Here is a 20,731-nt window from a genome sequence, read left to right as displayed (position 1 = left end):
GCCCTACTCTGCCGCCTCGCCGGTGGCGCGATGGCTGTGCATGGTCGCGGTGCGCGGGACGCGGGCGAAGATGGCGGCCGAGATGATGGTGACGGTCGCCATGATCCAGAAGGCCCAGTGGAAATCCGCCAGGAGCGGCTCGCCGCCATGCATCAGGCGGAAGCCTTCGAGAATGCCGCCGCCTAGCGCCACGCCGAAAGCCAGCGACAGCTGCACGCCCACCTGGCTGATGACATTGGCCTGGCCGGCATCCTTGTCGTCGACATCGGCGAAGATGAAGGCGTTGGTGGCGGTCCAGAACAGCGACTGGAAGAAGCCGGTGATGACGAGGAAACCCATCATCAGCGGGCCGGGCGTATCGGGCGTGTAGATGCCCATGCCGAGGACGCCGGCGGCAGTGATGGCGCAGGCAATCATCAGGGCAAGGCGGAAACCGAGGCGCTCGATGATGCGCTCGGCGAAGAATTTCAGCGCGAAGGCGCCGATAGCCGAAGCGAAAGTGACCATGCCGGTTTCGAACGGGCTGAGGCCGAAGGCCAGTTGCAGCATCAGCGGGAAAAGGAAGGGCATGGCGCCGGTGCCGAGCCGGAAGATCGTACCGCCGATGAAGGTCAGCCGGAACAGCGGGCGCCTGAAAATGCGCAGATCGAGCAGCGGGTGCTCGGTGCGGCGGAAGTGGAACCAATACGCAATGGCCGCTACCACGCCAAGCAGCATGGAGCCGTAGCCGAAGCTCGCCGGCAGGGCCGGCAGGGTCAGCACCGAAATGCCGAAGACGAGGCCGGCAAAGCAGATGCCGGCTAGTAGGAAGCCGGTGAAATCGAGCTTGCGCGGCTCGTTGCGGTGCCAATCGGGCAGGTATTTGTTGACCAGCAGCACGCCGATCAGGCCGATCGGCACGTTGATCAGGAAAATCCAGTGCCAGCTGGCAAAGGTGGTGATGAAGCCGCCGATCGGCGGCCCAAGGATAGGGCCGATCAGGCCGGGGATGGACAGCCAGGCCATGGCATCGACGAGCTGGTTGCGCGGCGTCACGCGCACCAGCACCAGGCGTGCCACGGGCGTCATCATGGCGCCGCCCATGCCTTGCAGGAAGCGCGAGAGCACAAAGGTGAGCAGCGAATCCGAGATGGCGCAGCAGACCGAACCGAGGATGAAGACGACAATGGCCCAGCGGAAGACGTTCTTGGCGCCGTACTTGTCGGCCATCCAGCTCGAGATCGGGATGAAGATGGCGAGCGCCACCATGTAGGTGGTGAGCGCCAGCTTGAGCGCGATCGGCTCGGTATTGATGTCGTGCGCAATGGACGCGAGCGAGGTCGCGATGACCGTCGAGTCCATATTCTCCATGAACAGGGCGACGGCGAGGATCAGCGGGGTGATGCGGAGGGCGGACATGTGCTGCGGGGCGCGGGGATGGGACTTGCTCTATTACGTCGGCAGCGCTGGGGCTGCGGTACTTACAACTTAACTGCCAGGCTCAAACTGCCGCCGGCTGCGGCGCTTTCACCACCGCCTTGACGCGGTGGCCGGAGACGTCGCTGCCGGCATCGGGAGGCTGGCGCATGAAGACGAAGACGCTGCATGCCGCCACCGCGGCAACGGCGAACCAGGCGATGTGGAAATCGCCCAGCGTGAGCTCGCCGCCATGCATGTGCGACACCGCCGCAAGCACGCCGCCGCCGATGGCGACGCCGCCGGCGATGCTCAGCTGCTGGGCCACGGCATTGATGGCGGTAGCTTGGCTGGCGCGGGCCTCGTCGACATCGGCGAAGACCAGGGCATTGACGCCGGTGAAGAACAGCGAGCGGGTGAGACCGCCGAGCAGCAGCGCCGCCATCAGCAGCCAGTGCGGCACCTCGGGGGTGAAGAAGCCGTTGATCGCCAGCGTGAAGCAGCCAAGGACGCCCATGGCCATGAGCACGCGGGGGAAGCCAAAGCGGGCGTAGAGGCGCTCGGCGCCAAACTTGGAAAGGATGGCGCCGATAGCCGCGATGAAGGTCGTCATGCCCGATTCGAACGGGCTGAGGCCGAAGGTCAGCTGCAGCATCAGCGGCATCAGGAACGGGAAAGCGCCGATGCCCACCCGAAAGAACGAGGCACCGATGATGGCGTCGCGGAACAGCGGTAGCCGGAACATTTTCGGATCGAGGATCGGGTATTGCGCCCGCTTGGCGTGCCGCAGGTAGAGCACGCCCGAGATGACGCCGACGACCACGGACGCATAGCCGGCGGGTGCCGGGATAGCCGGAAGGCTGATGACCGAAAGGCCGAACAGGATGCCGGCAAAGGTCACCGCAGACAGGAACAGGCCAACGAGATCGATCGGTCGCTCGTTGCGGGTATCGGCGGCGTGCAGGTACTTGGTCACGAGGATCAGACCGACGATACCGATCGGGATGTTGATCCAGAAGATCCAGTGCCAGGTGAGATAGGTGGTGAGGAAGCCGCCCAGCGGCGGACCGGTGATCGGGCCGATGAGCGCCGGGATCGTCAGCCAGGCCATCGCCGCGACCAACTCGTTGCGCGGCGTATTTCGCACCAGCACGAGGCGGGCGACCGGCGTCATCATCGAGCCGCCCATACCCTGCAGGAAGCGCGATAGCACGAAGGTCAGCAGCGAATCCGAGAAGGCGCAGCAGATCGAGCCGGCCATGAACACGACGATGGCGATGCGGAAGACGTTCTTGGCGCCGTATTTGTCGGCCATCCAGCCCGACAGCGGGATGAAGATGGCGAGGGCCACGAAATAGGCGGTCAGCGCGAGCTTGAGCGAAATCGGTTCGGTACCGATGTCGGCAGCAATCGCGGGCAGCGACGTGGCGATGACGGTCGAGTCCATGTTCTCCATGAACAGGGCGACCGCGAGGACGAGCGGAATGATGCGCAAGGGCGGCAATGGCCCGGGCTACCGGGTATTGTTAGGATCAAAGCGATTGCAGCAATACGTTGCCGCAAGGGGCATGGCAACATGGCTCGCTCACAAATTAGCCCTGCGCCCCGCCACAGGTTGACCCTTTACGGCCGGCCGTGGTGAATAGTGGCAATATTTCGGCGGGATTCAGCCATGAAGAGCTTTTCATCGTCCAGCTTTGCCGGGGGCCACACAGAGGCGCTCGACCTTGCCTTCGCCGCCGTGCAGAAGGACCCGCTGGCACTGTTCACCAACTTCCAGTGGTTTCTTTATACTGGCCACGACACCATCTTCTTTACCGCATTCTCCAAAGAACCGTTCGACCAGGCCAAGCTCAAGGACCTGGTGCGGCAGGTGGTCGGGCTGGCGCCGCAGCTGACGCACGGCTTCATCGGGGCGCGTCCGGGACATCCATTTACCGAGACACAGCTCGACGCGATCACCTCGGTCGAGACCGTGGACAGCTTCGATGGCTATCCGGACAAGTGGATCGGCAAGAGCGCCGACATTTTCGACCATCCCGACCTGCCGCTGTTCCGCTTCATGGCGGCGACGCGCGCCGGGGGACCGGACGAACAGGGCCGTGTCTCGATCATTCAGGTGCGCGCCGCGCATTGCGTGCTGGAAGGGTCGGATTCGGCGTTGCTGTCGCGCTCGCAGACCGCGAGCCACGGCATCCAGAAGGACAAGAACAACAAGGTTTCGATGGGCGACCGTATCAAGGGCGCTCTCGGGGCGGGGCTTGGCGCGGCGATCCATCTGTTCTTCGCCCATGTGATGTCGCCGCAGGAAAAGCCATACGGGTACAAGACCCTGGCTCTCGAACGAGGCCGGTTGCGTGGTCTGGCAAACAAGCTTGGCGTGCGGCAGCGTTCGCTCTACTTCGCCATCGTCACCCACGCGCTCCATTCGGAGACCGATCGCCGGTACAACGCCGAGGTGATCACGGCGGCCTACACGATGCTCGACACGCGCCGGACCGAGATCGACGACGATTTCTTCCGGGTGCGGGCGCTGATGGCGAAGTTTCCGTACAAGGGCAATTTCATCGACTATGTGCGTTCGGTCGACAAGGTGGTCGACGAGATCGAGAGCAAGGACATCACCTCGTTCCAGACGCGGGTGCTGGCGATGTTCGCGATGCATCGCAAGATCGCGTCGTGGTTTCCGTTCCTTTATGGCCCGCGCTTCTGGCGCTTCTCAGGTCGCACCGACACCGTGCTGACGCTGGTGCCGCCGCACCGCACGTTCGGGCCGGTGACCGAGTGGATGATCGAGCCGATCTATTGCGGCGCCTACCACCCGGCGACCAACATCTGCACATTCTGCCCCGGCCGTGACTACATGACGCTAAACTTCATCATGGAGCAGCGCCACATCGACATGGTCGAGCGAATCGAGCCGCTGGTCGCCGAGATCGAGGCGATGGACATCCCGGCCCTGCCCAGGAAGGCGCCGATCGAGGCCTGAGCTAGGGCCGGACCGAACTGTAGCGCGGGGCGGTTTCCGGTTCGAGCAGGATGGCGCGGAGTTCGCTGTCGCCGGCAGCATAGTCTGCGCTGGAGTGCTGAGGCGTAGCGACGAACTGTAGGCCGACCCAGACGGCGACGGCGCCACCCGCGAGCAGGCCGGCGGCCGGCAGGCGAAAGGCTCGCAGGCGCTTGGCGATCCGGCGCGGCAGAAGCACCAGCCAGGCAATCGGGACAAGAACGAGCAGAAGCAGCAGTTCCATGGCAGGAACTCCGGATGCACCCGTGCCAAGGATAGGCCGACGTGGTTAACTGGCGGTGAAGCCCGCAAGCGCCGCCAACGCCGGCGAGGGTACGCAACCGGCGCGCCGGTCTGCGCGTTGTGATCGGTTGCGGTGAGTTGCCGCTTGAAGCAGCGCGGTGAGTGACTATGTTCCGCCGCACAAAAGTCGGAGTGCACGCTCAATCATATCGGCCTCACCGTGCAGGTCCCACGAGAGTCCTCCAGACAGTCCAAGCCCCCGGGAGCTTCAAAAATAGACGCGATTGAACGCGCCGACATTCTGCCGGAACTGCGACCGGCATCCGAAGGCCGACTGGCCGTGCTCATGGCGACTTGCCAGGGCGAACGATTCATCGATGAGCAACTGCGCTCGATCGAGGAACAGGACTGGGCCGAGATCGACATCTGGGCCTCGGACGATTGCTCCACCGACGGCACGGTGGCGGCCCTGCAGCGCTGGCAGAAGCGCTGGACGCGCGGCCGCTTCACCATCCTCAAGGGGCCGGATCGCGGCTTTGCCGACAATTTCCGCTCGCTGCTGGCCAACCCGGACATCGAGGCGGACTATGTCTGCTTCTGCGACCAGGACGATATCTGGCTGGCCGACAAGACGCGCGCCGCGGCAAATGTGCTGTCGCGCAGCGGCGACCGCCCGGCGCTCTATTGTGCGCGGACAATCATCGCCGATGAAACGGGCCACGAGCTGCTGCGCTCGCCGCTGTTCCGGCGGCCGCCGGAGTTCGCCAACGCGCTGGTTCAATCGATCGGCGGTGGCAACACCATGGTGATGAACCGCGCGGCGCACCGGATGCTGAAGGAAGCGGCCCGGCGTACCGGCTTTGTGAGCCACGACTGGTTCAGCTACCTGATCGTCGCCGGCGCCGGCGGGGACGTGACCTATTCGGAAACGCCGCATGTGCGCTACCGGCAGCACCCGGGCAATCTCGTGGGTTCCAACCACAGCACCCGGGCGCAGCTGAAGCGCCTGCTGGCGGCGTTCAGCGGCCGGTTCTCGCGCTGGAACGAGGACAATGTGGCGGCGCTGGTGGCCTGTCTCGACATGCTGACGCCGACGGCCAAGGAAACGCTCGAGGTGTTCCGCAAGGCGCGGTCGGGACCGATGCTGGAGCGGCTCGCCAACCTCAGGAGATCGGGGGTCTACCGACAGTCGGCGCTGGGCCAGGTATCGCTCTATGCGGCCGGGCTGCTCGGCAAACTCTAGGTGCGGCGACGCCGCGATTGCGGCGCCCTTGAGGCGAGCCCCCAGTTCCTCTACAAGTCCACGAATTCTGGCGCGCTCCCGGGGCGAGGGCTCGCCCAGTGGGAAGTTTATTCCCGCGATCGCCATCAACTGGCTGCTCGCGGCGCCGCCGATCCTTCGGGCCGGGATCGTGTGGGTGCGTGGGCTCATAAGGCGGAGCCGCCCCGGCTCCGTGGGAACAGACCTAGCATGTGGCTGTTGCGCCGCGCCGTTATCGGCATCATCCGTACCCTGATCCGGCTAGTCTTCTTCCCGTATTTCGCGTTCCTCGACTGGCAGAAGAGCCGCGAGCTGAAACAGCACGGCGACCTGGTGAGCGAGCGCAAGCTGCGCGACGCCAGCACCGGGATCTTCTGCATCTTCCACCTCTATCCGCGGCATCACCTACCCAGGTCGGTGATCCGGGCGCTGACCGTACTCGAGCGGCTCGGCGCCAACCTGATCATCATCAGCAATGGCGCGATCCCGGAGGGCGACCTGCCCTTCATCGATTCCATCGCGCACACGGTGATCATCCGACGCAATATCGGCCGCGATTTCGGTGGCTACCGCACCGGCGTGCTGCACGTGATGGAACGCTACCAGCCGAGCCGGCTGCTGGTGGTCAATGACAGCGTCTACTTCCTCGAACACGGCCTCGAGCCCTTCTTCCAGGCGCTGTGCGCGCCGCACGACTATGTGGGTGCGGCCGAGAACCACGAGTTCGGTTATCATGTCGGCAGCTACGCGCTGGGCTTTGGCCCAAAAGTGTTCAACAACCCGCATTTCAAGGCGTTCTGGCAGAATTATGAGCTGAGCGAGCTGAGGCCGAAGGTGATCCGCACCGGCGAGATCGGGCTCAACCGCGTGGTGATCGGCAAGATCGGCGCGACGCCGCACGTGGTCTATTCGCCGCGCCGGCTGGGCGACGCGCTGGCAAAGCTGCCGACAACCGAACTGATCGCCACCGCCTCACGCATGCCGGCGGCATTCCCCGAGCGCGACGCGCTGCGCAAGCTGCAGGTCGCGACATCGCAGTGGTTCGACCCGAGCGCGCCACAAAGCCGGACCGGCGCGGCGATGCGCTCGATCGACGGGGCGGCGGCGCTGGCGGAGACCAGCCAGGCGGCGATGCTGAAGTTGGTGTCCGCGAACTACCGCCAGCAGCTCGAGCGCAGCCTGATGGATTTCGTGTTCCGCGGCAGCCAGATCCACTGGGGCGCCCTGCCCTTCGTGCGGCACCTCGACTGCCCGATCATCAAGGCCGACCTGGTGCTGCGCGGCATCTATGGCGTGGGCGAGCTCTCCGGCTTTGCCGACTCGATGTCGGTGGAGGAGTACGAGGAGTTCTTCGCCATGTGCACGCGGCGCGGCGTGCCCGACCAGCATTGGTCGCCGGTGCAGCGCATGATGCTGGCTGTAGGCTATATCTAGCTGCCGGACCCGGCCAGCGGGGTGGGCAGTCCGGCCGGTACGGCTTGCTTCGGGGCTGGGGTGACGCCAAGCGCAGCGAGCGCCTCGGCGCCGTAATAGTCCAGCGCCGAGGTGAAGCGCTTGACCCGGCCGTGCTCTAGCTCCAGCACCTTGTTGCAGGTCCGCGCGATCAGATCGTTCTGGTGACTGGCGAGAATGATGATGCCCGCCTTGGTGGCCAGCTCGTTCATCCGGGTCTTGGCCTTCTCCTGAAAGGCCGCGTCACCAGCGCCGATCCACTCGTCCATCAGCAGGATCTCTGGCTCCAGCGTGGTGGCGATGGAGAAGGCGAGGCGCGCGCCCATGCCCTGGCTGTAGCTCTTGAACGGCATGTCGATGAACTCGCCGAGCTCGGAGAACTCGATGATTTCCTCGGTCCGCGCCTCGATCTCGTCCTCGCTCCAGCCGTTGATCAAGCCGCGCAACAGGATGTTGCGGCGGCCGGTCGCCTCGGAGCGAAAGCCGAGGTTGATGTTGAACAGCGCGTCGACCCGGCCGCTGATATCGACCTGCCCCGCAGTCGGCTCGTAGATGCCGTAGAGCACCTTGAGCAGCGTGGTCTTGCCGGCGCCGTTCGGGCCTACGAGACCGAGGCGGTCGCCGGCTTCGAGGTCGAAGTTCACGCCTTCGAGGGCTGTGACATAGTGGCGGCTGCCCGACCCGGAGATGGTGCCGCCGGCCTGCGGCAGGCGACGGTCGCGCAGCTTCAGGCTCAGCCTCTCGCGAACCTGGTAGACGAGGCTCAAATCGCGGGCGGAGATCGCAACCATCAGACGATCAGCGCCACGCGGCGGCGCAGCGTACCCAGGAGGAGAATGGCCAGCGCCCATAGCGCTACCGTGAGGAGCACGGCCACGGCGAAGGAGTTCCAGTGCACGGTGCCGTTGACGATGGGTTGGCGCACCATGTCGATGAAATAGGTGAAGGGGTTCCAGTAGTAGAACGCGCCGCGCAGGCCGCCCTCGCCCTCGTGGGTCCAGAAGATGGGCGTGGCGAACATGGCGACGCGGACGAGGTTGGTGACGATGAACTGGCTATCGGGGAAGAAGACGCCGAGGAAGCCGAACACCGCGACGACGGCGGGCGACCAGAGCAGCACGATCAGCAGGCCCAGCCCGGCCCACAGCCATTCCATGGTGACCTGCACCTGGGCGAGCAGCAGGATGATGGCACAGCCGAGGACGGCGTAGGCGCCGCGGATGACGTTCTGCAGCGTGGTGCGCATCACATAGGCCGACAAAGGCAGGTTGGTGCCCTTGATGAAGCTTTCCTCGCGCTCGAACAAGGTGACCGATTGCGAGATGGTGTCGCTGATATAGGTCCAGACCAGGAGCCCCGTCGCGACATAGATGGCGAATTCACGCGTGGGCGTCGCGGTGAACACGAAGATGAAGGTGCCGGCGAAGGCGAAGTAGTTCACGAGCAGCCAGAGTGGACCGAGCGTGGTGCGCCGATGCTGGTCACCGATATCCTCGGTGGCCAGCGTGATCCAGACGCGGCGGCGCGCATAGCCGGCGGCCATGTCGGCAAAGGCGTTGGCGAGAATCTTGTACATGCGTGGTCAGCTTCCGTGCGGCGCTCGCCCTAGCACAGGCGGCTGCCGACTCCAACTCCGACGCCGCCTATGCAATGACCGCCCGGTCAGCCATGCGCCGCCAGTTCGTGCCGTCGGAGAAGGCGATGGTGGCACCACCCGCCTCATTCGACACATGTATCAGCTGGCCGACTGCGGTGGCGGGCGGCACGCCGGCCACGGTGTAGGATTTTATCCGCACCGGACCATCGACATCCAGGCGGACGCTCGGGCTCGCAAGGCCGAGGCCGACGTTGCCGCTGCCATCGATCACCATGGCTTCGGTCCAGGCGGAGCCATCGGGGCTGACCTTGATGTGCAGCTTGTCGTCGCCGGCGGTGCCGAGCTCGGCGCGGCCGGAGAAGCCCGTCTGGTAGAGCAGCGACGCCGTATCGGCGGATGAATGCTTGTTGAGCTTGATTTGAACGCCGGCTGACGCATGGCTGAACAGCACGGCATCGGAGGCGACGGCCAGACGATTGGTGCTGTCGGGCGTGGCGTTGAGGCCGAGCATCGGCGCCCTGCCGCCGAGCCCGAGGGTGGTCACCCAGGCACCGCCGCTCCAGGCGAGGAGGCCATTTTCGTCGAGGACGAATGCGAGCCAGCCGGGTTCGGGGGCATGGAAGAGCCAGGCGGCACCGTCCCAGGCTGCGATTTGATCCGCCTTGTCAACCCAGGCGCCGGTTGGGGCCACGCCGACGATGTAGCGGTCACCCGTGGCCGGACTTGCGGGCGGGGTATTGAGGTCGCGATCGAGTACGGCGAGCTGGGTCAGCGTGTCGAGGGCGGCCAGGGCCTCGTTGTGGGTGATGTGCTTGCCGGCCTGGGCCGGCAGGATGAAGGGCAGTTTCAGGTGCGTGCTGTCGGTCATGGCGTATCCCCCGCGTGATTGGCCGCGAGGATAGGCGTGGTGACCGGGCGCGGGGATAAGTGACTGCCTAGGCCGGCTGGAGCTCGGGCTTGACCTCTTCGAGCTCGATCAGCGTGCCGTCGAAATCCTTGGGATGAAGGAAGAGGACCGGCAGGCCGTGAGCGCCGGTCCTGGGCTTGCTGTCGCCGAGGATGCGGGCGCCCGCTTCGACCAGCGTGCGGGCGGACGAGGCCAGGTCGGCGACCTCGAAGCAGATGTGATGCATCCCGCCGGAGGGATGGTCGGCGAGGAATTTTGCGATCGGCGAATTGTCTCCGAGCGGGGTCATCAGCTCGATCTTGGTGTTCTCTAGCTCGACGAAGACCACGGTGACGCCGTGCTCGGGCAGATCGTGCGGGTGGTGCACGTTGGCGCCGAGCTGGTCGCGATACTTTGCGGCCGCCATGGCGAGGTCGGGCACGGCGATGGCGACGTGGTTGAGGCGGCCGATCATCGGTTACTGAGCCTCCCCTCGATCTGGTTGAGCACCGAAAATGCGGCTTCGAGCACGTTGGTGCCGGGGCCGAAGATTTCGGCGACGCCGGCTTCGCGCAGGAAGGCGTAGTCCTGCTCGGGGATGACGCCGCCGACGATGACGGTGACGTCGCCGAGGCCGCTGCCCTGCAGCTCGGCGATCAGTTCCGGCACGAGCGTCTTGTGGCCGGCGGCGAGCGAGGAGACGCCGACTGCATCGACCTTGAGCTGCGCCACGTGATCGGCGACCTCCGGCGCGGTTTCGAACAGGTCGCCCATGTGAACCTCGAAACCGAGGTCGGCGAAGGCGGTGGCGATCACCTTGGCGCCCCGGTCGTGCCCGTCCTGGCCCATCTTGGCGATGAAGAGCGCCGGCGGGCGCTTCTCCTTCTCTCTGAAGGCAGCAATGCGATCAGTGACTTGGGCAAATTGCGGGTCGTTGGCGTAGGTCTCGGCGTAGACGCCGGAGATGACGCGGGTGATGGCGGAGTGGCGGCCGAACACCTCTTCCAGCGCGACGGAGATTTCGCCGAGGGTGGCGCGAACGCGGGCGGCCGCGATGCTGTAGGCTAGGAGGTTGCCACCGGACTTCGCGGCCTCGCGCAATGCCGTCAGGGACGCTGCGACGGCATCGTCGTCGCGGGTGCGGCGGAGCTCGACGAGCCGGGCGACCTGCTCGTCGCGGACCTTGCGGTTGTCGATCTCGCGGATGGCGATGGGGGGCTCGTTGTCGAGCCGGTAGCGGTTGACGCCGACGATGACATCCTCGGCGCGATCGACACGGGCCTGCCGCAGTGCGGCGGCCTTCTCGATCTCGAGTTTTGGGCCACCGGCCTGGACTGCGGCGGTCATGCCTCCGGCGGCCTCGACCTCGACCACCAGGGCTTCGGCGCGGGCGACGAGATCGGCGGTCAGCGCCTCGATGTAGTAGGAGCCGCCGAGCGGGTCGACGACGTCGGTAACGCGGCTTTCGTGCTGCAGGATCAGCTGCGTGTTGCGGGCGATACGCGCGGAGGATTCCGTCGGCAGGGCAATGGCTTCGTCGAAGGAGTTGGTGTGGAGGCTCTGGGTGCCGCCGAGCACGGCGGCGAGCGCCTCGATGGTGGTGCGGACGATGTTGTTGTGTGGGTCCTGCTCGGTGAGCGAGACGCCGGAGGTCTGGCAATGGGTGCGCAACATCTGCGATTTCGGGTCTTTAGCCCCGGCCTGGACCATGAACTTCTGCCAGAGCGTACGCGCGGCGCGCAGCTTTGCGACTTCGAGGAAGAAGTTCATGCCGATGCCGAAGAAAAAGCTCAGCCGCGGCGCAAAGCTATCGATGTCGAGACCACGCGCCTGGGCCGAGCGCACATACTCGATGCCATCGGCGAGGGTGTAGGCCAGCTCCTGCACGGCCGTCGCCCCGGCCTCGTGCATGTGGTAGCCCGAGATCGAGATCGAGTTGAATTTCGGCATGCGCTCGGCGGTGTAGGCGATGATATCGCCGACGATGCGCATGCTGGGCTCGGGCGGGTAGATGTAGGTGTTGCGGACCATGAACTCCTTGAGGATGTCGTTCTGGATGGTCCCGTCGAGCTGCGCTTGCTTAACCCCCTGCTCTTCCGCTGCGACGATGAACATGGCGAGCACGGGCAGCACTGCGCCGTTCATGGTCATCGAAACCGACATCTGATCGAGGGGGATGTCCTCGAAGAGCAGCTTCATATCCTCAACGGAATCAATGGCTACGCCGGCCTTGCCGACATCGCCGGTGACGCGTGGATGGTCGCTGTCATAGCCGCGATGGGTGGCGAGATCGAAGGCGACCGACAGGCCCTTCTGCCCGGCGGCGAGGTTCTGGCGGTAGAAGGCATTGCTCTCGCGCGCGGTGGAAAAGCCGGCATATTGCCGGATGGTCCAGGGGCGGCCGGCATACATGGTGGCGCGGACGCCGCGGGTGAACGGGGCGGCGCCGGGGAGCCCCGGGTCAGGGGCATCCTCGGGGAAATAGGCGGGGCGGACCGGGAGGTCGCCGTAGTCGCGGTTCAGCGCTTCCACCGGGGTGTCGCGGAGGTCGCGTTGGGCGAGCTTGGCCCAGTCGGCGAAGGTGGGGGAGCTAGACATCAGCAGACGCCCCCCTCCCGGCCCCCCCCACAAGGGGGGAGGTGCAGGGGCGAGTTGGTGGCGCTATCGAGCCTGACGCACCGGCGGGGCACCTCCCCCCTTGTGGGGGAGGTCGGGAGGGGGGCGTCTGTATCAGTCAGCACCCTCATACCGCCTCGAACTCCAGGATCACTTCGTCGACGGCCAGGACGGATCCCGGCTTCACGCGTATCTTGCTGATCCTGGCGCGCTTTTGGGCTTTCAGCACGTTTTCCATCTTCATCGCTTCGACGATGGCGAGGGTCTGTCCGTCCTCGACGATATCACCTTCGGCAACATCGATGCGGACGATCTGGCCGGGCATGGGGCAGAGCAGGAACTTGCTGAGGTCGGGCGGGATTTTGACCGGCATCAGCGGCATGAGGTCGGCGACGCGCGGGAGGAGGACCTTGGCGACGAGGTCGGCGCCGCGCCAGCGTAGGCGGAAGCCGCCGGTAACCCGCTGAATCTTCACGTGATGCAGTTGGCCATCGACGCGGGCGATGCAGAGGCTGTTGCCGGGCTTCCAGCCGGTTTCGACCAGCAGCTTTTTGCCGTCGGGAGCGGTGAGCCAGTATTCGATGCCATCGGCCTTGACCGAGAAGTCCCAGCGCTGGCCGTCGATCAGCACGGCGCGGGGCTCGGGGGTGGCGGGATAGTTCCGTTTTTCGAGCGCGAAGGCCGAGGTGCAGGCGAGCGCGGCGAGATGTGTCAGAGATTCTGCGTCCAGCTCTACGCCGCTGAAACCGTTGGGGAATTCCTCGGCGATATACCCGGTGGTGAGGCGGCCGGAGCGGAAGCGTTCCTGCTGCATGACCGCCGACAGGAACGGGATATTGTTGCCCACGCCTTCGAGCTCGAACTCGTCGAGCGCATCGGCCATGGCGTCGATCGTCTCGATCCGGGTGGGAGCCCAGGTGCAGAGCTTGGCGATCATCGGGTCGTAATAGGTCGATATCTCTGACCCTTCGGCGACGCCCGTATCGTTGCGGATGAAGGGTATCTGAACGAAATTTTCGGCCGGCGGGTTGTAGCGGGTCAGCCGGCCGGTCGAAGGCAGGAAATTGCGGAACGGATCCTCGGCATAGATGCGGCTCTCGACGGCCCAGCCATTGATGCCGACATGGTCTTGCGTGATCGGCAACTTCTCGCCGGCGGCGGCGAGGAACATCAGCTCGACGAGGTCGAGGCCGGTGATCAGCTCGGTGACCGGGTGCTCGACCTGCAGCCGGGTGTTCATCTCGAGGAAATAGAAGTTGCGGTCCTTGTCGACGATGAACTCGACGGTGCCGGCGCTGGTGTACCCGACGGCCTTGGCGAGGGCGACGGACTGCTCGCCCATGGCCTTGCGGGTGGCCGGATCGAGGAAGGGGGACGGGGCCTCCTCGATGACCTTCTGGTTGCGGCGCTGGATCGAGCATTCGCGCTCGTTGAGCCAGAGCACGTTGCCGTGCTGGTCGCCGATCAGCTGGATCTCGATATGGCGCGGCTCGGTGACGAACTTTTCGATGAAGATACGATCGTCCCCGAACGAGCTCGCGGCTTCGGACTTCGAGCGCTCGAAACCCTCGCGGGCCTCGGCGTCGTTCCAGGCGATACGCATGCCCTTGCCGCCGCCACCGGCCGAGGCCTTGATCATCACCGGGTAGCCGATGGACTGGCTGATGCGGACGGCCTCGTCGGCGTCGGCGATCAGGCCCATGTGGCCGGGCACGGTGGAGACGCCGGCTGCGGCAGCGAGCTTCTTCGACGTGATCTTGTCGCCCATCGCCTCGATGGCCTTCACCGGCGGGCCGACGAAAATGATCCCCTCGGCCTCAAGCGCGGCGGCGAAGTTGGCGTTCTCGCTCAGGAAGCCGTAGCCAGGGTGCACGGCTTCGGCGCCGGTGGCCCTGCAGGCGGCGACGATCTTTTCGACCGAGAGGTACGAGTCGCGGGCGGCCGCACCGCCGATATGCACGGCCTCGTCGGCGAGCTTCACATGCAGGGCGTCTCGGTCGGCGTCGGAATAGACGGCGATGGTGCGGATGCCCATGCGCCTGGCGGTGCGGATGACCCGGCAGGCGATTTCACCGCGGTTGGCGATCAGGAGAGAAGTGAACATGGGCGACTTGGTGCGATCTCTTCACGGGTTGCAGGCATTTGCGACAAATGCCTGACGAGCAATGTCAGGGCCGTCACAGCGTTGATGTGCAAGCGGTGTGCACCCGTAATGAGGAGGCCACCATGATCCGAATGATTCCCAAAGCCATCCTGCTCAGTGCTACCGCACTCACGCTCGTCGCCGCTCCCATCCTGCTCAACCAGTCCGGGCTGACCGACATTTCGGCCTATGCCGCGAACAACGGCAAGGGGAAAAGCGAAGGCAACGACAAGAGCGACAAATCAGACAAGAGCGATAAGTCAGACAAGAGCGATAAGTCAGAAAAGAGCAGCAACAAGAGCAGCGAGAAAAGCAAGGGCAGCAAGAAGGTCGCGTCAACGGTCGACGAGCGCGTCGCTGCAAAACCCGAGAAGGCAAAGAACCTGAACGCGCAGCTCGGCCGGCTCAACTCGCTCAACCGCAACATCAACGGGCTGATGAACAGCTCGAGCAAGAACATGGCGCTGGTACGCGAATACGTGCAGGCGGGCGCCGACCTGCAGGCCGCGAGCGACGAGCTGCTGCTGGCGCAGGGCGATCTGGACCTGGCGGAGGCCGCGCTCGACCAGGTCGTGCTCGATGCGACGGTCGGGCTGGTGGCCTATGACGGCACGGACGTGTATGCCGCGCCGACACTGGAGAGCCTCAACGACCGGCTGGCCGTGCTCAACGATCCGGTTCTGACCGACCTGACCGACCCGGCTGCGCAGGCGGAGCTGGATGCCCTGGTTGCGGCGCTCGATGCGATCGACGCTAGCCCGGAGGCCGTTGCAGTCGCCGACCAGCAGGCGATCGTCGATGATCTGCAGGCCGAGGTCGACGGGCTCACCGATGCAACCAGCGAAGAGTCCCTGCGCGCGGCACTGCTCGCCGCGGCGAATGCAAACCGCGTGGAGGCCGCTGGCGGCGATGCGTATCTGACCCCGGAAATCATGGACTGGGCCACGGTGCGGATCGACGCGCTGACGGATGCCTATATCGCGCAGCAGTAAGACGAACGGGGGCCACGCTGGTGCGTGGCCCCCGAGCCGGCACCGACCAACAGGCCGGCTGCACTGGATGTCCTTGCGCGACGAGCGCCTCGTTCAAGCTCGGCGCGATCTTTTTCGCCCGGCAAGGCCCAGCAAACCGACGGCGGCTGCCAGAAGCGGCAAGGTTGCCGGGAGCGGCACCGCCGCGACTTCTCCCGCACGACCCATGAAGACAATGTCCGGGTCGGAGAAGGCGCTGCTGCCGAGAATATTGCGGATCGTGACCGTCGACAGAAGGTCGCCGATCGACAATCCGAATACAGCAGCGGTCAAGTCGAGGATGACCCTGTTCTGGTAGTTGGCACTGATTGCGGTCTGATGAACTCCGTAGGTACGGGCATCGACATACGTCCCGCCATTCACCGAAACCTCGTAGTATCGCCCTTCATCGTCGGTTCCAGCATTGCTGCTGGCCTGTTCGTAAATGGCGAAAAGAGACGCCAGACCAGCGCCCAGGACCACGCCCGGACCGTAGTGCAGGGTGAGAAACTGCTGGGTAGAAGCATTGCCCAGAGTTATCTGGTCCCCGAGGTCGTCCGGATAGAAGCTTCCGCCCGGCGCGCCCGCCAGCTCGCCTACTGTGTACCCATCCACCCCAGCCGCGTTGTCGAACAAGACGCCGTTCTGAAAGGTCGAGTTTGTGGTTACGTAGGCGCCGGCAAACTGGTCCAGATCGAAGGTCAGCTCCTCGATGCTGACCACGGCCGCATTGGCAGAAAGCGGAAAGCCAATCGCCATCGCTCCGGCAGCCAAAATCGTTCTGATTTTCATATTCCCCCCCAAGGACTTGAAACCAATCGATGCGTGCGGCCAGAATATCTCCGCGAAATACTACGCATTAACCATGATATTTTGCATGATTACTGGAGTCAACGGCCCGACGGGGCGGGATCACAACGGAATGTTGCCGTGCTTCTTGACCGGGATCACGGCCTTCTTGCCCTTCAGCATCTCGAACGAGCGCACCACGCGCCGCCTCGTTTCCCGCGGCATGATGACGTCATCGATGAAGCCGCGTTCGGCGGCAACGAAGGGGTTGGCGAAGCGGGATTCGTAGTCGGCGGTGCGTTTGGCGATCTTGTCTTTGTCGCTGAGTTCGGAGCGGTACAAAATCTCCGTCGCGCCCCTGGCGCCCATCACGGCGATCTCGGCGCTTGGCCAGGCGTAGTTCACGTCGGCGCGGATGTGCTTTGAGCTCATCACGTCATAGGCGCCGCCATAGGCCTTGCGGGTGATGACGGTGACCTTGGGGACGGTGGCCTCGGCGTAGGCGAAGAGGAGCTTGGCGCCGTGCTTGATGATGCCGCCATACTCCTGCGCGACGCCGGGCAGGAAGCCGGGGACGTCGACGAGGGTCAGGATGGGGATCGAGAAGGCGTCGCAGAAGCGAATGAAGCGGGCCGCCTTCTTGGATGAGTTGATGTCGAGGCAGCCGGCGAGGACCAGCGGCTGGTTGGCGACGACGCCGACGGTTGAGCCATTGAGGCGGATGAAGCCGACGAGGATGTTGCCGGCGTGGTCCTTCTGGATCTCGAGGAAATCGCCTTCGTCGGCGAGTTTCTCGATCACCTCGCGCATGTCGTAGGGCTTGTTGGCGCTGTCGGGGATGATGGTGTCGAGGCTGGGCTCCTCGCGGTCGATGGTGTCCTCAACTGCGACGACGGGTGGCTTCTGGGTGGCGCTGAGCGGCAGGAAATCGAACAGGCGGCGGACTTCGAGCAGGGTCTCGATGTCGTTGTCGAAGGCGGCATCCGCAACTGACGACACCCTGGTGTGGGTGCCGGCGCCGCCGAGTTCCTCGTGCGTGACGATCTCGGAGGTGACGGTTTTCACCACGTCCGGGCCGGTGACGTACATGTAGGACGTGTCCTTCACCATGTAGATGAAGTCGGTCATGGCCGGGGAATAGACGGCGCCGCCGGCAGTGGGGCCCATGACGACGCTGATCTGCGGGATGGCGCCGGAGGCCTGGACGTTGCGCCAGAACACTTCGGCGTAGCCGCCCAGCGCCGCGACACCCTCCTGGATGCGGGCGCCGCCACTATCGTTGAGGCCGATCACCGGGGCGCCGTTCTGCACGGCGAGGTCCATGATCTTGCAGATCTTCTGGGCGTGGGTCTCGCTCAGGGAACCGCCGAAGACGGTAAAATCCTGGCTGAATACGTAGGTGAGGCGGCCATTGATGGTGCCCCAGCCGGTGACGACGCCGTCGCCCGGGATGATGGTGTCGTCCATGCCGAAATCCACCGCGCGGTGGGTGACGAACATGTCGTATTCTTCAAAACTGCCGGGATCGAGCAGGACATCGAGCCGCTCGCGGGCGGTGAGCTTGCCCTTGCCGTGCTGGGCATCGATACGCCGCTGGCCGCCGCCGAGGCGCGCATCGGCTCGCCGCTGTTCGAGCGCGGCGATGATCTTCTGCATGTAGTCCCCTGCCCTTCGGGTTCTTGTATTGGGCGGAGAATGGGATGGGTTGGGGGAAAAGGCAACGGAGGGGGGCGTGGGGGTTACCGTGGTGCGGAAGTTGGGCGGGGTGTCGCGCCATGCACCAGCGTCACCCTGCGAAGGCAGGGGTCCAACTCGCGGCCCGCGCTGGCGGAGAGATGGATCCCTGCTTTCGCAGGGATGACAGGCGGTGGTGAGGTTCGATCGAGGCAATCGTTCGCCAAGAACCGCGACTCTTGCCGCCCCCTCCACCAGCTTTGCTGGTCCCCCTCCCCAGCCACGCGGGGGAGGATGAAGCGGGTTCACTGATGCCACACGTATGTCAGCAAATCCGGTGCAACTGCCCCCTTGGGCAGGCGGTTTCAACTTGCTTTGAAAGGGCCGATTCTCTATCGCTGATTGACGATGAATACGATGCACGACGAGGATCTGGCGAATGTGATGCGCGCACTGGGGCACCCGGTGCGGCTGAGCATTCTGCGCATTCTCGCCGAGCAGAAGACCGACTGTTGCTGCACCGACGTGACCCAGTCCCTGCCGCTGGCACAATCGACCGTGAGCCAGCATATCAAGGTGCTGCTCGATGCGGGCCTGGTCGAGCGTCATGCCAAGGGCACACGCAACTGCTACAAGTTGCGCGCCGACCGCCTGAGCGAGTTCGGTTTGGCCTGGTCGGGGCTGTTCGCCGGCCTCACCACAACTAGCCCACAGATCAAAGAGCTAGCCTGATGTCTTCCGCCGATGAGGCGCCGAAACGTCCGACGATCAACGCGGACGAAGGCGGCCTATTTTCTACCGTCAAGAACCTCTGGGGCTATATGTGGCCGGCCGGACGGCCGGACCTCAAGTTCCGCGTCATCCTCGCCATCGGGGCGCTGCTCGTCTCCAAGGTGGCGACGACGCTGGTGCCGTTCGTCTACAAGTGGATCATCGACAGCCTCGATGGCAGCGCGCCCGATGCCGGGCTGATCCTCGGGATCGCCGTGCCGATCGTGCTGGTGGTCGCGCTGGGCGTCGGCAACGTGATCGATGCCGGCTTCCAGCAGCTGCGCGACGTGCTGTTCGCCTCGGTGGGGCAGCATGCGGTGCGCAAGCTGGCGCTGCAGACCTTCGAGCATTTGCATCGGCTGTCGCTGCGCTTCCACCTGGCGCGGCGAACGGGCGGTCTCAGCCGCGTGATCGAGCGCGGCACCAAGGGCATCGAGACCGTGGTGCGGTTCACGATGCTGAACACGGCGCCGACGGTGGTCGAGTTTCTCATCACCGGCGTGATCTTCATCTGGATGTTCGGGGTGAGCTACCTGAGCGTGCTGGTGGTGACGGTGTGGCTCTACCTGTGGTTCACCATCAAGGCCTCGAACTGGCGCATCTCGATCCGGCGCGACATGAACGAGAGCGACACCGACGCCAACGGCAAGGCGATCGATAGCCTGCTGAACTTCGAGACGGTGAAGTACTTTGCCAACGAGAAGATGGAAGCGGCGCGGTTCGACGAGTCGATGGCCAAGTACGAGCGCTCGGCCGTGCGCATCTGGACCTCGCTGGGCTTTCTCAACTTCGGCCAGGCGGTGATCTTTTATGCCGGCACGATCGTGATCTCGATCATGGCGGTGATCGGGGTGATGAACCGCACGCTGACGCTGGGCGATTTCGTGCTGCTCAACACGTTCATGATGCAGATCTACCGGCCGCTGAACTTCATCGGTTTCGTCTACCGCGAAATCCGGCAGGGGCTGACCGATATCGAGGAGATGTTCAAGCTGCTCGACCGGCCGCCGGAAATCCAGGACAAGCCGGGGGCCGAGCCGCTCAAGGTGACCGGACCGGTGGTGCGGTTCGAGGATGTGCATTTCCACTACGATGCCGACCGGCCGATCCTCAAGGGCGTGAGCTTCGAGGTGCCGGCGGGCAAGACCATTGCCGTGGTGGGTCCGTCGGGCGCGGGCAAATCGACGATTTCGCGGCTGCTCTACCGCTTCTACGACGTGATCGAGGGGCGGATCACCATCGATGGGCAGGATCTGCGCGATGTGACGCAGGAGAGCCTGCGGGCCGAGATCGGCATGGTGCCGCAGGACACGGTGCTGTTCAACGACACCATCGCCTACAATATCCGCTATGGCCGGCCGGATGCTTCGGATGCCGAGGTGCGGCAGGCCGCGGAGCTGGCGCAGATCGGCACGTTCATCGAAAGCCTGCCCAAGGGGTTCGACACCCCGGTGGGCGAGCGCGGGCTGAAGCTGTCGGGCGGCGAGAAGCAGCGCGTGGCGATTGCGCGCACGATCCTCAAGGGGCCGGCGATCCTGATCCTCGACGAGGCGACGTCGGCGCTGGACAGCAAGACCGAGGAAGATATCAAGTCGGCGCTCGACGTGGTTTCGGCCAACCGAACGACGCTGGTGATCGCGCACCGGCTGTCGACGGTGGTGAATGCCGACGAGATCATCGTGCTGCGCGACGGGCAGATCGCCGAGCGCGGCAGCCACATGCAGTTGCTGCAGCGGGCCGGGCTCTATGCGCAGATGTGGAACCGGCAGCGCGAGGCCTCGGAAGTCGAGGAGCTGGCCCGGCGCGTGGCGAATGACCCGGAAGGCTTCGTCAAGCGCGGCGCTTCGGCGGCCGAGTGAGTTTTGCCGGAACCGGACGGGCCGCCGG

At 64.8% G+C, this 20,731-nt stretch carries 17 protein-coding genes; 6 read left to right on the top strand and 11 right to left on the bottom strand.

What is annotated here, in order from left to right; all coding sequences use genetic code 11:
* Window positions 1-3: 3 nt before the first annotated feature.
* Both AC3A6I_RS05940 and AC3A6I_RS05935 read right to left on the bottom strand, forming a co-directional pair.
* Window positions 4-1,398 (bottom strand): MFS transporter, encoded by a 1,395-nt coding sequence (locus tag AC3A6I_RS05940; RefSeq protein WP_487542538.1) that lies wholly within the window; start codon window positions 1,396-1,398, stop codon window positions 4-6.
* A gap of 82 nt (window positions 1,399-1,480) precedes the next feature.
* Window positions 1,481-2,899 (bottom strand): MFS transporter, encoded by a 1,419-nt coding sequence (locus AC3A6I_RS05935; RefSeq protein WP_487542536.1) that lies wholly within the window; start codon window positions 2,897-2,899, stop codon window positions 1,481-1,483.
* A gap of 168 nt (window positions 2,900-3,067) precedes the next feature.
* On the opposite strand from AC3A6I_RS05935, the gene AC3A6I_RS05930 reads away from it, so the two are divergent.
* Window positions 3,068-4,384, top strand: a complete 1,317-nt coding sequence (locus tag AC3A6I_RS05930; RefSeq protein WP_487542534.1) for a hypothetical protein — start codon at window positions 3,068-3,070, stop codon at window positions 4,382-4,384.
* Window position 4,385: 1 nt separating this feature from the next.
* Here AC3A6I_RS05930 and AC3A6I_RS05925 read toward each other — a convergent pair whose 3' ends face one another.
* Window positions 4,386-4,646, bottom strand: coding sequence for a hypothetical protein (locus AC3A6I_RS05925; RefSeq protein WP_487542532.1), 261 nt, complete (start codon window positions 4,644-4,646; stop codon window positions 4,386-4,388).
* Between the two features lie 345 nt (window positions 4,647-4,991).
* On the opposite strand from AC3A6I_RS05925, the gene AC3A6I_RS05920 reads away from it, so the two are divergent.
* Complete coding sequence (locus AC3A6I_RS05920) at window positions 4,992-5,888, top strand: glycosyltransferase family 2 protein (RefSeq protein ID WP_487542530.1); 897 nt, start codon at window positions 4,992-4,994, stop codon at window positions 5,886-5,888.
* Between the two features lie 228 nt (window positions 5,889-6,116).
* Entirely contained in the window at window positions 6,117-7,340 is a 1,224-nt protein-coding gene (locus AC3A6I_RS05915) for a rhamnan synthesis F family protein (RefSeq protein WP_487542528.1), read from the top strand.
* On the opposite strand, the gene AC3A6I_RS05910 is transcribed toward AC3A6I_RS05915, so the two are convergent.
* The 6 genes from AC3A6I_RS05910 to AC3A6I_RS05885 all read right to left on the bottom strand — a co-directional run bounded on the left by AC3A6I_RS05910 (window position 7,337) and on the right by AC3A6I_RS05885 (window position 14,561).
* Complete coding sequence (locus AC3A6I_RS05910; protein ID WP_487542526.1) at window positions 7,337-8,149, bottom strand: ABC transporter ATP-binding protein; 813 nt, start codon at window positions 8,147-8,149, stop codon at window positions 7,337-7,339. The two genes, AC3A6I_RS05915 and AC3A6I_RS05910, sit on opposite strands and share 4 nt — an antisense overlap.
* Window positions 8,149-8,934 carry an ABC transporter permease gene (locus tag AC3A6I_RS05905; RefSeq protein ID WP_487542524.1) on the bottom strand — a complete coding sequence of 262 codons (786 nt, stop codon included), beginning with the start codon at window positions 8,932-8,934 and terminating at the stop codon, window positions 8,149-8,151. Before AC3A6I_RS05905 ends, AC3A6I_RS05910 begins: the two co-directional genes overlap by 1 nt.
* Before the next feature lie 67 nt (window positions 8,935-9,001).
* Window positions 9,002-9,823, bottom strand: a complete 822-nt coding sequence (locus AC3A6I_RS05900; protein ID WP_487542522.1) for a DUF2793 domain-containing protein — start codon at window positions 9,821-9,823, stop codon at window positions 9,002-9,004.
* A gap of 67 nt (window positions 9,824-9,890) precedes the next feature.
* Window positions 9,891-10,316 (bottom strand): methylmalonyl-CoA epimerase, encoded by a 426-nt coding sequence (gene mce, locus AC3A6I_RS05895; RefSeq protein ID WP_487542521.1) that lies wholly within the window; start codon window positions 10,314-10,316, stop codon window positions 9,891-9,893.
* On the bottom strand, window positions 10,313-12,439 hold the full coding sequence (gene scpA / locus AC3A6I_RS05890) for a methylmalonyl-CoA mutase (RefSeq protein WP_487542519.1): 2,127 nt from the start codon (window positions 12,437-12,439) through the stop codon (window positions 10,313-10,315). Before scpA ends, mce begins: the two co-directional genes overlap by 4 nt.
* Window positions 12,440-12,584: 145 nt before the next feature.
* A complete protein-coding gene (locus AC3A6I_RS05885) occupies window positions 12,585-14,561 on the bottom strand; it encodes an acetyl-CoA carboxylase biotin carboxylase subunit (RefSeq protein WP_487542517.1) in 1,977 nt (658 codons plus the stop codon).
* A gap of 122 nt (window positions 14,562-14,683) precedes the next feature.
* Here AC3A6I_RS05885 and AC3A6I_RS05880 point away from each other — a divergent pair, with 122 nt between their 5' ends.
* Window positions 14,684-15,592 carry a hypothetical protein gene (locus AC3A6I_RS05880; RefSeq protein ID WP_487542515.1) on the top strand — a complete coding sequence of 303 codons (909 nt, stop codon included), beginning with the start codon at window positions 14,684-14,686 and terminating at the stop codon, window positions 15,590-15,592.
* 93 nt (window positions 15,593-15,685) lie between these two features.
* On the opposite strand, the gene AC3A6I_RS05875 is transcribed toward AC3A6I_RS05880, so the two are convergent.
* Window positions 15,686-16,402, bottom strand: a complete 717-nt coding sequence (locus AC3A6I_RS05875) for a hypothetical protein (protein WP_487542513.1) — start codon at window positions 16,400-16,402, stop codon at window positions 15,686-15,688.
* A gap of 120 nt (window positions 16,403-16,522) precedes the next feature.
* Complete coding sequence (locus tag AC3A6I_RS05870; protein WP_487542511.1) at window positions 16,523-18,055, bottom strand: acyl-CoA carboxylase subunit beta; 1,533 nt, start codon at window positions 18,053-18,055, stop codon at window positions 16,523-16,525.
* A 435-nt stretch (window positions 18,056-18,490) separates the two neighbouring features.
* Between AC3A6I_RS05870 and AC3A6I_RS05865 the strand changes: the two genes are divergently transcribed.
* Entirely contained in the window at window positions 18,491-18,805 is a 315-nt protein-coding gene (locus AC3A6I_RS05865; protein WP_487542509.1) for an ArsR/SmtB family transcription factor, read from the top strand.
* Window positions 18,805-20,703, top strand: coding sequence for an ABCB family ABC transporter ATP-binding protein/permease (locus AC3A6I_RS05860; RefSeq protein WP_487542507.1), 1,899 nt, complete (start codon window positions 18,805-18,807; stop codon window positions 20,701-20,703). Before AC3A6I_RS05865 ends, AC3A6I_RS05860 begins: the two co-directional genes overlap by 1 nt.
* The last annotated feature ends 28 nt before the right edge of the window (window positions 20,704-20,731 follow it).

It is taken from the genome of Devosia sp. Soil_C_22, assembly GCF_057657195.1.
This window is presented reverse-complemented; position numbering and strand designations above follow the sequence as displayed.

Coding starts and splice junctions, on each gene's coding strand:
- AC3A6I_RS05940 (WP_487542538.1), bottom strand. CDS start 1,398: ATGTCCGCCCTCCGCATCACCCCGCTGATCCTCGCCGTCGCCCTGTTC.
- AC3A6I_RS05930 (WP_487542534.1), top strand. CDS start 3,068: ATGAAGAGCTTTTCATCGTCCAGCTTTGCCGGGGGCCACACAGAGGCG.
- AC3A6I_RS05925 (WP_487542532.1), bottom strand. CDS start 4,646: ATGGAACTGCTGCTTCTGCTCGTTCTTGTCCCGATTGCCTGGCTGGTG.
- AC3A6I_RS05920 (WP_487542530.1), top strand. CDS start 4,992: ATGGCGACTTGCCAGGGCGAACGATTCATCGATGAGCAACTGCGCTCG.
- AC3A6I_RS05915 (WP_487542528.1), top strand. CDS start 6,117: ATGTGGCTGTTGCGCCGCGCCGTTATCGGCATCATCCGTACCCTGATC.
- AC3A6I_RS05910 (WP_487542526.1), bottom strand. CDS start 8,149: ATGGTTGCGATCTCCGCCCGCGATTTGAGCCTCGTCTACCAGGTTCGC.
- AC3A6I_RS05905 (WP_487542524.1), bottom strand. CDS start 8,934: ATGTACAAGATTCTCGCCAACGCCTTTGCCGACATGGCCGCCGGCTAT.
- AC3A6I_RS05900 (WP_487542522.1), bottom strand. CDS start 9,823: ATGACCGACAGCACGCACCTGAAACTGCCCTTCATCCTGCCGGCCCAG.
- mce (WP_487542521.1), bottom strand. CDS start 10,316: ATGATCGGCCGCCTCAACCACGTCGCCATCGCCGTGCCCGACCTCGCC.
- scpA (WP_487542519.1), bottom strand. CDS start 12,439: ATGTCTAGCTCCCCCACCTTCGCCGACTGGGCCAAGCTCGCCCAACGC.
- AC3A6I_RS05885 (WP_487542517.1), bottom strand. CDS start 14,561: ATGTTCACTTCTCTCCTGATCGCCAACCGCGGTGAAATCGCCTGCCGG.
- AC3A6I_RS05880 (WP_487542515.1), top strand. CDS start 14,684: ATGATCCGAATGATTCCCAAAGCCATCCTGCTCAGTGCTACCGCACTC.
- AC3A6I_RS05875 (WP_487542513.1), bottom strand. CDS start 16,402: ATGAAAATCAGAACGATTTTGGCTGCCGGAGCGATGGCGATTGGCTTT.
- AC3A6I_RS05870 (WP_487542511.1), bottom strand. CDS start 18,055: ATGCAGAAGATCATCGCCGCGCTCGAACAGCGGCGAGCCGATGCGCGC.
- AC3A6I_RS05865 (WP_487542509.1), top strand. CDS start 18,491: ATGCACGACGAGGATCTGGCGAATGTGATGCGCGCACTGGGGCACCCG.
- AC3A6I_RS05860 (WP_487542507.1), top strand. CDS start 18,805: ATGTCTTCCGCCGATGAGGCGCCGAAACGTCCGACGATCAACGCGGAC.